The sequence below is a fragment of the Stenotrophomonas sp. HMWF003 genome (assembly GCF_003061285.1).
GTDB lineage: Bacteria > Pseudomonadota > Gammaproteobacteria > Xanthomonadales > Xanthomonadaceae > Stenotrophomonas > Stenotrophomonas maltophilia_AP.
In genome coordinates, this window is record NZ_QAIW01000248.1 from 5,368 (window position 1) to 14,870 (window position 9,503).

The window sequence follows — 9,503 nt, forward strand, 5'->3', positions numbered from 1 at the left end:
CCATGCCACGCCAGGCCACACGCCCGGCGGCACCAGCTGGACATGGCGCTCCTGCGAGGGCGCACGCTGCCTGGACATCGCCTACACCGACAGTGTCAGTGCCATCTCCGACGCACAGTACCGCTACGGGGATCATCCGCAGGTGGTCGCCGCCTTCCGCCGCGGCCTGGACACGCTGGCCGCGCTGCCCTGCGACATCCACGTGACGCCGCATCCGCTGGGCAGCAATCTGTTCGCGCGCCTGGCAGGCGATGGAACGCCGCCGCTGGTGGACGCGGGGGCCTGCCAGCGTTACGCACAGAACGGACGTGCCCAGCTGGACGCCCGCCTGAAGGAGGAGGCCGCCGGTCGCAAACCCTGACGCAGGGAGGACGCGGAGGGCGTAAAATGGCGGCATGGATGTCTCCCACTTGCTCGACGGGCTCAACCCCGCCCAGCGCGAAGCTGTGTCCGCCCCGCCCGGCCACCATCTGGTGCTTGCCGGTGCCGGTTCCGGCAAGACCCGCGTACTTATCCACCGCATCGCCTGGCTGAATGAAGTCTGCGGCGTGCCTACCCATGGCATTTTTGCGGTGACCTTCACCAACAAGGCCGCCGGCGAGATGCGCCACCGCATCGACCTGCAGCTGCCGCAGGGCAGCCGCGGCGCGTGGATCGGCACCTTCCACGGGCTGGCCCACCGCCTGCTGCGCCTGCATTACCAGGACGCCAAGCTGCCCGACAGCTTCCAGGTGCTCGATTCGGACGACCAGCTGCGGCTGGTCAAGCGCGTGGTGCAGCAGCTGGAGATCGACGACAGCAAGCACCCGCCCAAGCAGATCGCGTGGTGGATCAACGAGCAGAAGGACGAAGGCCGCCGCCCGCAGCACATCCAGCCCGAGCCGCACGACGCGTGGCTGGAAACCATGCGCCAGGCCTACGCGGCCTACCAGGAGCGCTGCGACCGCGCCGGCCTGGTCGACTTCGCGGAGCTGCTGCTGCGCGCGCACGAACTGCTGCGCGACAACCCCGCGCTGCTGGCCCATTACCGCTCGCGCTTCCGCGAGATCCTGGTGGACGAGTTCCAGGACACCAACGCCATCCAGTACGCCTTCGTGCGCGTGCTGGCCGGCGACAGCGGCCACGTGTTCGTGGTCGGCGACGATGACCAGGCCATCTACGGCTGGCGCGGCGCCAAGGTCGAGAACGTCCAGCGCTTCCTGAAGGATTTCCCCGGCGCGCAGACCGTGCGCCTGGAGCAGAACTACCGCTCCAGCGCCAACATCCTGGGCGCGGCCAACGCGGTGATCGCGCACAACCCGGACCGCATCGGCAAGGAACTGTGGACCGACAGTGGCGACGGTGATCCGATCGACCTGTACGCGGCCTACAACGAAATGGACGAGGCGCGTTATGTGGTCGAGCGCGCGCGCCAGTGGGTGCGCGACGGCGGCAGCTATGGCGATGCGGCGGTGCTTTACCGCAGCAACGCGCAGTCGCGCGCGTTTGAAGAGGCGCTGATCTCCGAACAGGTGCCGTACCGCGTGTATGGCGGCATGCGCTTCTTCGAGCGCGCCGAAATCAAGGACGCGCTGGCCTATCTGCGGCTGATGACCAACCGCAACGACGACGCCGCCTTCGAGCGCGCGGTCAACACGCCCACCCGTGGCATCGGCGACCGCACCCTGGATGAAGTGCGGCGGTTGGCGCGCAGCCACGCGATTTCGCTGTGGGAAGCCACCATGCTCACCACCCAGGGCAACGAACTGGCGGCACGTGCACGCAACGCGCTGGCCGGCTTCCTCACCCTGGTCAACCAGCTGCACGGCGAAGCCGGCGAGATGACCCTGGCCGAGCGCATCGACCACGTGCTGGTGCGTTCGGGCCTGCGCGAACACTGGTCCAAGGAAAGCCGCAACGCGCTGGATTCCGAATCGCGCGCGGACAACCTCGACGAGCTGGTGTCGGTGGCCTCGCGCTTCGTACGCCGCGAGGACGACATCGAGGAAACCGGCGAGACCATGAGTGAACTGGTCGCCTTCCTGTCCTACGCCTCGCTGGAGGCCGGCGAAGGCCAGGCCCAGGCGGGCGAGGAGGGCGTGCAGCTGATGACGCTGCACTCGGCCAAGGGTCTGGAATTCCCGATCGTGTTCCTGGCCGGCATGGAAGATGGCCTGTTCCCCAGCGCACGCTCGCTGGAAGAAAGCGGGCGGTTGGAGGAAGAGCGCCGCCTGGCCTACGTGGGCATCACCCGCGCACGCCAGAAGCTGGTGCTCAGCTACGCCGAATCGCGGCGCATCCACGGCCAGGAAAACTACAACGTGCCCTCGCGCTTCCTGCGCGAGATCCCGCGTGAACTGCTCAACGAAGTGCGGCCCAAGGTGCAGGTCTCGCGCACCGCCTCGCTGGGGGCCAACCGGGTGATGGGCCACGCTGCGCTGGAAGCACCGCCGCTGAAGCTGGGCGCGCTGGTCAACCACCCGAAGTTCGGCGAAGGCATGGTCACCGACTACGAAGGCAACGGCCAGCACGCGCGCGTGCAGGTGGAGTTTGCCGACGCCGGCAGCAAGTGGCTGGTGATGGCCTACGCCAACCTCACCGTGCTCTGAGGCGGACGCGCCACGGATGACGCGCCACGTCTTGTTCATCTGCAGCCAGAACCGCCTGCGCAGCCCCACGGCCGAGCAGGTGTTCGCCGATTGGCCTGGCATCGAAACCGCATCGGCCGGGCTCAAGCCCGATGCCGATGTGCCGGTCAGCCCGGAGCTGCTGCAGTGGGCCGACCTGATCTTCGTGATGGAGCGCGCCCACCGCAGCCGCCTGTCCAGCCGGTTCCGGCCCTGGCTGGGTGGCAAGCGCATCGTCTGTCTGGATATTCCCGACGACTACGACTTCATGCAGCCGGCGCTGGTGGACCTGCTGGAGCGAAAGGTAGCGCCATTCCTGCGGTGAGGTGAAGCGCCGCCGTTGGCCGGCTGCTCTTGGCGCGGTTGCTGTCGGGAGCCGGCCAGCGGCCGGCACTACAATGGGGGTATTCCGTTGGCACAGGCCACCCCCATGACCGATTCCCCGCTGCACGTTACCGTCAAATTGAATGCCAAGCTGCAACCCGAGCATCGCCATGAGCTGTTCGAGGATCCGCTCGACGCGCTGCTGGAAAGCGCCGAGCTGGGCCAGCTCACCGGTGGCGGCACTGCACTGACCGACGAGGGCGAAGTGGATTACGGCGACATCGAGATTGCCCTGAACGATCCGGCCTCGCTGCCGGGCGTGATCGAACTGCTGGAACAGCTGGGTGCGCCGAAGGGCTCGCTGATCCAGCGCGAAGGCGCGCCGGACCAGCCGTTCGGCGTCACCGAGGGCTTGGCGCTGTACCTCAACGGCACCGACCTGCCCGATGAGGTCTACGAGCAGTGCGACTCGAACTACGTGTTCGAACAGATCGTCGAGCGCATCGAAGGCGCGGGCGAGATCTGCAGCTGGTGGCAGGGGCCGACCGAGACCGCGCTGTACCTCTACGGTGCGTCGTTCGAGATCCTGCGCGAGCGCATCGCCGACCTGGTGGCCACCTATCCGCTGTGCCAAGGCGCGCGCGTGGTGAAGGTCGCCTGACCGGCGTGTAGCCGGGCCGGGGTTGCGTGCAGCCGACCAACGGTCGGCTCTACCGCGCCCGCACCCCGGTAGAGCCGACCGTTGATCGGCTTCCCCCGCACCCACGTAGAGCCGACCGTTGGTCGGCTGCACGCAACCCGGCGGTTACCCCGCAGCACCCCCGCGCGAAACCCCGCGCACCTGCTCCCAATCCAATCCAAACCTCGCCAGATACTTGCGCAGCCGGTCCGCATCGTTGGTGCTGGCCCGCTGCGTACGTGACACCGCAAACAGCTCGCGGCCGGCGGCTGACAGCGATGCGGAGCGGGCGCAGACCCGCACCACGTCCTCCAGCTGCACGCGGTCGAAGCGGTCCAGTTCGGCAGCGGCCTCACCCAGCAGCGCGTCCAACGGCGATACGTCGGTGCCGCCATGCCACTGCGCGCGCAACCGCGCGATCTCTTCTTCCACCCCATCAGTCTGGATGCGCCCGGCGTTGGCGAGCGTGGCCAGCCGCATCAGCGACGCGCCCAGGTCGCGGAAGTTGCCCCGCCAGGTGGCATCGGGGCTGGTGGCGAAGGCCAGGTAGCGGCTGCGCGCCTCGGCATTGAAGCGCACCCGCTCGTGCTGCTCGCGCGACCAGCGCTCCAGCTCGTAATCCAGGTTGGGCTCGATGTCTTCGCTGCGCTGGGCCAGGCCGGGCAACGGGTATGTCCACAGGTTGAGCCGGGCCAGCAGGTCCTCGCGGAAGCGGCCGGCGCGCACGGCCTGCTGCAGATCGCGGTTGGTGCCGGCAATCAGCTGGAAATCGCTTTCCACTTCGCGGTCGCTGCCCACCGGCAGGAAGCGCTTCTCTTCCAGTGCACGCAGCAGCATCGCCTGTTCGTCCTGGCCCAGCTCGCCGATCTCGTCCAGGAACAGCAGGCCTTTGTCGGCCGACCGCAGCAGGCCGGCACGGTCGCTGACCGCACCGGTGTAGGCGCCCTTGGTATGGCCGAACAGCGTGCTCATCGCGCCGTCGCCGCGCAGGGTGGCGCAGTTCACTTCGACAAACCGCCCTGGCAGCTGATGCTTGAGCTTCTTCAGGTCGAACACCCGCCGGGCCAGCTGGCTCTTGCCCGCGCCCGTGGGCCCCATCAGCAGCATCGGCGCGCGCGAGCGGGTGGCCACGGTTTCGATCTGCTCGATCATCCGGTTGAACGCCGGGTTGCGGGTGGCGATGCCGCCCTTGAGCAGGTCGCGGTCCTGCAGCTGCTGCTGGGCAAAGCGCTGGGCGATGTGGTCGTAGCGCGACAGGTCCAGGTCGATCACCGCGTACGTGCCCGGGTCGCCCACGTGCTGCTTGCGCGGCGGTGAGGTCTGCAGCAGCCGACCTGGGAAGTGCCGGCTCTCGGTCAGCAGGAACCAGCAGATCTGGCTGACGTGCGTGCCGGTGGTGATGTGGATGTAGTAGTCCTCCTCGTCCGGCTGGAACGCATAGCCGGCGAGGAAATCGTGCAGGCACGCGTATACCCCCTCGAACTCCCACGGGTCGGCCATGTAGGTGTCGTGGACGTGCACCGCGGTGTCCGGCGCGGTCAGCGCCAGGTCCTCGCGCACCAGCGCGGTCAGCGCGCCGAAGCGGCGCGCGTCCACCAGCAGTTCGATGCGGTCCGGCACGAAGTCGTCGTGCATCCCCAGCGCCACCGTCGGCCGCCATTTCTGCCAGCGGCCTGGACCGGTCCCGGCATCGAGCTGGATACCGAGCATGCCGAACACGACCTGTCGCTTACGCATATCCATCCTTATAAGAAGCGCGCTCACAATATATAGAAAACAGCTATGGGGCAGAAGTCGACCGCCGCGAATACTCCGTGAAATTCCTTTACAAACATGAGCTTGGGCAATCCCCGTAGAAGTTGGCACGCCGATTGCTCTACTTCTGGCAGGACGCGATGCGGGCCGCCCACCGGCCCCATCGCAGCGCAGGTGCACGCCGCAGGGACGCGGCAAGGGCAATGCCCGGCTGGCAATGGGGCCAGTCGGGCCGGGCCGGACGCTGTACCGCGCCGCCTTCCGGCATATCGAACAAGGAAATGAACCATGAGCATCACCTACGACGTCATCCAGCAGCCCGGCGCTGTTCCGATCAAGCTGTGGACCCGCGGCGTGCCGCTGGAAGACGCGGCCCGCGAGCAGCTGCAGAACATCGCGCGCCTGCCCTTCATCCACCGCTGGATCTCGGTGATGCCCGACGTGCACCTGGGCAAGGGCGCCACCATCGGGTCGGTGGTGCCCACCATCGGTGCGATCATCCCGGCGGCCGTGGGCGTGGACATCGGCTGCGGCATGATCGCCACCCGCACCACGCTGACCGCCAGCGACCTGCCCGACAACCTGTCGGCGGTGCGCAGCGCGATCGAGCGCGCGGTGCCGCACGGCCGCAGCGTGGGCCGTGGCCGCGACAAGGGCAGCTGGGAGACGCCGCCGGAACTGGCCGTGGACGGCTGGCGCCAGCTGGTGGACGACTTTGCGTTGATCTGCGAGCGCCACCCCAAGCTGAAGAACACCAACAACCTCAAGCACCTGGGCACGTTGGGCACCGGCAACCACTTCGTGGAAATCTGCCTGGATGAAGACCAGCGCGTGTGGTTCATGCTGCACTCCGGCTCGCGTGGCGTGGGCAATGCCATCGGCACGTACTTCATCGAGCTGGCCAAGCAGGAAATGCGTCGCTGGATGATCAACCTGCCTGACCAGGACCTGGCTTACCTGCCCGAGGGCAGCACCCACTACGGCGACTACGTGTTCGCCGTGGACTGGGCGCAGCGCTTCGCACGCATGAACCGCGAGATCATGATGCGCAACGTGGTGGCGGCGGTGCGCACGGTGATCACCCAGCCGTTCGAGGCGCAGGCCGAGGCCGTCAACTGCCACCACAACTACGTGAGCCGCGAGCACCACTTCGGCAAGGACGTGATGCTTACCCGCAAGGGCGCGGTCAGTGCGCGCAAGGGCGAGATGGGCATCATCCCGGGCAGCATGGGGGCCAAGAGCTTCATCGTGCGCGGGCTCGGCAACGAAGACAGCTTCCACAGCTGCAGCCACGGCGCCGGTCGCGTGATGAGCCGTACCCAGGCGCGCAAGCTGATCAGCGTGGACGACCACGCCAAGGCCACCGCGCACGTGGAATGCCGCAAGGACGTGGAGGTGGTGGACGAGTCACCGGCGGCCTACAAGCCGATCGAAGCGGTGATGGAGGCCCAGCGCGACCTGGTCGAGATCGTACATACGCTGCGCCAGGTGGTGTGCGTAAAGGGATGAACCGCCGGGCGCGCGGCGTACACTGCGCCGCGCGCCGGCAAGGAGGACGACACACATGGACATGATTGAACTGGATGGCAGCCAGGGTGGCGGGCAACTGCTGCGCTCGGCGTTGAGCTTGAGCCTGTGCACCGGCATTGGCTTCACCATGCATGACATCCGCGCGCAACGCCGTCGCCCCGGCTTGATGCGCCAGCACCTCACTGCGGTCACCGCTGCGGCGCGGGTGGGCAACGCCTGCACGCACGGCGTGGAACTGGGTGCCACCTCGCTGCGTTTCGAGCCCGGCCCGGTGTGCGCGGGCGACTACCAGTTCGCCACCGGCAGCGCCGGCTCGGCCACGCTGGTGCTACAGACCGTGCTGCCGGCGCTGTGGCAGGCCGCAGCGCCCTCACGGGTGCGGCTGGAAGGCGGTACCCACAATCCGTTGGCACCCAGCGCGGACTTCATCGCCGACGCCTACCTGCCGGCACTGGCCAGAATGGGCGTGCAGGCCTCCGTGGCGCTGCAGCAGCACGGTTTCCACCCGGCCGGCGGTGGCGTGCTGCAGCTCGAGGTCGCGCCGTGCGCGGCCTTGCAGGCCTGCGACTTCCAGGACCGTGGCGCGTTGGCGTCGATGGAAGCCACGGTGTTGATGTCCGGCCTGTCCAGCAGCATCGGCCTGCGCGAGTTGCAGGTGCTGGCCGACACCCTGGGCGTGGATCCGCATCCACGCCACGTGCGCTCGGTGCGCCCGGCGCTGGGCCCGGGCAACGTGGCGCTGGTGCATGTGCGTCACGACGCCCACGTGGAGGTCTTCAGCGGGCATGGCGAGCGCGGCGTGTCGGCCGAGCAGGTCGGCGCGCGCCTGGCCGGGCAGGTGCAGCAGTACCTGCAGGGCAGCGGCTGCGTGGGCGAGCATCTGTCCGACCAGCTGCTGCTGCCGATGGCGCTGGCGGGGGCCGGCAGCTTCACCACCGCGGCGATCAGCGAGCACCTGGCCAGCAACGCACGCCTGATCGAGAAATTCCTGCCGGTCGAGTTCGACTGGCAGCCGCACGAGGGCGGGTGGCGGGTGACGGTCAGTCGTTGACCCCGCGCGCTGCTTAGCCGCGCGGCCATCGCCATGCCACCACCACGGTGGCCAGCGACAGCGCAATTTCGATCACCGCCAGGGTGAGGTAGAACCACCATGCACCGGGCAGGGTCAGCAGCATGATGACGGTGTAGACCAGGCCGAAGCCGATGTTGAGCCAACGCGCCGGCGACGCCGGTGCCACCAGCGACAGCAGCACCATCAGTGCGGGAATGGCCAGCATCAACGCCGTGCCCACCAGCGTGCCTTCGCTGACCGGCCCGACCGGCCCGGTGCCGTTCATCATGCCCTGCAACTTGCCGGGGACGTACAGGCCGAAGTAGTCGCCGTAGATGTAGCAGAACATCAGCGCCGTCCACAGCGCCGACAGCTTGAAACGCGCGTGGATCGGTATGTCGTGCAATGTGGGGGTGCTCATGGCGATTCTCGTCAGGAAAGGACGGTGGCGTGCCGGGGTGGGGCGACGTCGCTGGCGCGCGCCCCGAACAGGGCCAACCACAGGCCGCTGCCGATCTCGCCGAGCGAGGCGGGCAGCGTGGCGTAGTTGGACAGCGCGGTAGTGGCGTAGCCGGGAATCAACAGCTCGCCGAACACGTTGAGCAGGTAGCCGATGCCGCCGAGCATCAGCAGCACGCCGAGTGCACGCGGTATGGCGCGCGTGCGCCACACCAGCCAGCCGAACGGCAGCAGCCACAGCCCCCAGAACAGGCTGGCCAGGAAGATGTGGCTGCTCCAGCTTTTCAGTGCGGCCATCGCCAGCATCTGCAGCTGCCCGGCCGACAGCGCCCGCGCCAGCGCCGGGTCGGTGAGCAGGGTTACCGCCTCCAGGCGGTGGGCCAGTGCGGCCAGCGCGATCGGTACGCCGGTGACCGCCAGGGCCACCATCAGCGTGGCGGCCGGGCGATGCGTCGCGGCGAACACGCGATACAACAGCAGCGGCAGCAGCAGGAAGGCGATCTGCTCCAGGGCGAAGGCGGCGATGCCGGCACGGAACAGCTCCGCATGCGCGACCACGTTGGCCAGGGTGGCGGCGGGATCGTCACCCACGCTGATCCGGGAAGGCACATAGGCCAGGCTGAAGATGCCGGTGGCGATCACCACCAGATACACCCCACCGGCCAGGCGGCCGGTCCGCTGCTGCATTGCCATCGCGCCGCTCCGGGTACCGGTGGGAAGTACCGGTTGCCGCCACCGTACGGGGCGGGTGGGTCGGCGGTGACTGCCGGAAGTCACGTGCCGACGGACGGTAGGACGGCGCAGGGACGCCCGGCCCGGTCATCGGCACCCGCTACTCGTCGGCCATGGCCCGGCACTCATCCCGCATTTCAGCCGCTTCGTCGCGTGCCGCTTGTGGCCGTCCGGCACCGCGCCCAGAGTCTGGCGCTGTCCGCTGGGAGCGCGCAAATGAACAAGGGAACTCCGTACCTGTTGGCTGTCCTGGTTGCGCTGACGCTGTCGGCGGGCTGGGTGGCACCGGTGCTGGCCCTGTTCGAGCACGCCTACGCCTGCCTGCAGCACGGCGGCGGCCTGGACCTGGTCCGGCTGCGCTGCGAAC

Annotated in this window: 8 protein-coding genes and 1 pseudogene; 6 read left to right on the top strand and 3 right to left on the bottom strand. The window is 68.2% G+C overall.

The window, feature by feature from the left end; translation table 11 throughout:
• The 4 genes and pseudogenes from DBR34_RS22620 to DBR34_RS10210 all read left to right on the top strand — a co-directional run.
• A pseudogene (locus DBR34_RS22620) lies at positions 1 to 361 on the top strand (subclass B3 metallo-beta-lactamase); the annotation flags it as partial.
• 34 nt (positions 362 to 395) lie between these two features.
• On the top strand, positions 396 to 2,588 hold the full coding sequence (uvrD, locus tag DBR34_RS10200; RefSeq protein WP_128096702.1) for a DNA helicase II: 2,193 nt from the start codon (positions 396 to 398) through the stop codon (positions 2,586 to 2,588).
• Positions 2,589 to 2,604: 16 nt separating this feature from the next.
• Positions 2,605 to 2,931 (top strand): low molecular weight protein tyrosine phosphatase family protein, encoded by a 327-nt coding sequence (locus DBR34_RS10205; protein ID WP_128096703.1) that lies wholly within the window; start codon positions 2,605 to 2,607, stop codon positions 2,929 to 2,931.
• A gap of 105 nt (positions 2,932 to 3,036) precedes the next feature.
• A complete protein-coding gene (locus DBR34_RS10210; protein ID WP_128096704.1) occupies positions 3,037 to 3,591 on the top strand; it encodes a hypothetical protein in 555 nt (184 codons plus the stop codon).
• A gap of 144 nt (positions 3,592 to 3,735) precedes the next feature.
• Here DBR34_RS10210 and rtcR read toward each other — a convergent pair whose 3' ends face one another.
• Positions 3,736 to 5,346 (bottom strand): RNA repair transcriptional activator RtcR, encoded by a 1,611-nt coding sequence (gene rtcR, locus DBR34_RS10215; RefSeq protein ID WP_128096705.1) that lies wholly within the window; start codon positions 5,344 to 5,346, stop codon positions 3,736 to 3,738.
• Positions 5,347 to 5,652: 306 nt separating this feature from the next.
• Between rtcR and DBR34_RS10220 the strand changes: the two genes are divergently transcribed.
• Positions 5,653 to 6,873, top strand: a complete 1,221-nt coding sequence (locus DBR34_RS10220) for an RtcB family protein (protein WP_128096706.1) — start codon at positions 5,653 to 5,655, stop codon at positions 6,871 to 6,873.
• Positions 6,874 to 6,928: 55 nt separating this feature from the next.
• On the top strand, positions 6,929 to 7,945 hold the full coding sequence (gene rtcA, locus DBR34_RS10225; protein WP_128096707.1) for an RNA 3'-terminal phosphate cyclase: 1,017 nt from the start codon (positions 6,929 to 6,931) through the stop codon (positions 7,943 to 7,945).
• A 13-nt stretch (positions 7,946 to 7,958) separates the two neighbouring features.
• Here the strand turns inward: rtcA and DBR34_RS10230 are convergent, their stop codons facing one another.
• The gene (locus DBR34_RS10230; protein ID WP_128096708.1) at positions 7,959 to 8,366 is read right to left on the bottom strand and encodes a DUF6326 family protein; all 408 of its coding nucleotides are present in this window, start codon (positions 8,364 to 8,366) and stop codon (positions 7,959 to 7,961) included.
• An 11-nt stretch (positions 8,367 to 8,377) separates the two neighbouring features.
• Entirely contained in the window at positions 8,378 to 9,097 is a 720-nt protein-coding gene (locus DBR34_RS10235; protein ID WP_128096709.1) for a DUF4386 domain-containing protein, read from the bottom strand.
• Between the last annotated feature and the right edge of the window lie 406 nt (positions 9,098 to 9,503).

What these genes read in the sequence shown, in the direction of transcription:
- uvrD (WP_128096702.1), top strand. Translation starts at nt 396, where the DNA reads ATGGATGTCTCCCACTTGCTCGACGGGCTCAACCCCGCCCAGCGCGAA.
- DBR34_RS10205 (WP_128096703.1), top strand. Translation starts at nt 2,605, where the DNA reads ATGACGCGCCACGTCTTGTTCATCTGCAGCCAGAACCGCCTGCGCAGC.
- DBR34_RS10210 (WP_128096704.1), top strand. Translation starts at nt 3,037, where the DNA reads ATGACCGATTCCCCGCTGCACGTTACCGTCAAATTGAATGCCAAGCTG.
- rtcR (WP_128096705.1), bottom strand. Translation starts at nt 5,346, where the DNA reads ATGCGTAAGCGACAGGTCGTGTTCGGCATGCTCGGTATCCAGCTCGAT.
- DBR34_RS10220 (WP_128096706.1), top strand. Translation starts at nt 5,653, where the DNA reads ATGAGCATCACCTACGACGTCATCCAGCAGCCCGGCGCTGTTCCGATC.
- rtcA (WP_128096707.1), top strand. Translation starts at nt 6,929, where the DNA reads ATGGACATGATTGAACTGGATGGCAGCCAGGGTGGCGGGCAACTGCTG.
- DBR34_RS10230 (WP_128096708.1), bottom strand. Translation starts at nt 8,366, where the DNA reads ATGAGCACCCCCACATTGCACGACATACCGATCCACGCGCGTTTCAAG.
- DBR34_RS10235 (WP_128096709.1), bottom strand. Translation starts at nt 9,097, where the DNA reads ATGGCAATGCAGCAGCGGACCGGCCGCCTGGCCGGTGGGGTGTATCTG.